Genomic DNA, 244 nt, shown 5'->3' with positions numbered 1-244 from the left:
CCACCTGTATCCCCAATCCCAGACCAAACCAATCGTTGCCACCGCCCTCCTCCACAGTGACGGTCCAGTCTTCCACTTTGGCAAAATTAAAGCGGAAATTTGCGTCCATGTCCACACGCCAGCCTGTGGCCCGCAACTCAGGCAGATCATAGAGACAAAAATCGATCCAACCTTCATCCTCGTCATCAAGGACAAAGCCATCCGGGTATTTTTTGCCCAAATGCTGATCGTATAACTGGGACGG

1 protein-coding gene is annotated in these 244 nt (G+C 51.6%); it reads right to left on the bottom strand.

What is annotated here, in order from left to right; translation table 11 throughout:
• Window positions 1-244, bottom strand: a 244-nt coding sequence (locus tag M6F29_RS11475; RefSeq protein ID WP_298159980.1) for a hypothetical protein, incomplete at both ends; no start/stop codon positions are given.

Origin of the sequence: Ferrovum sp. (genome assembly GCF_027317285.1) — a bacterium.
Taxonomy (GTDB): domain Bacteria; phylum Pseudomonadota; class Gammaproteobacteria; order Burkholderiales; family Ferrovaceae; genus Ferrovum.
This window is presented reverse-complemented; position numbering and strand designations above follow the sequence as displayed.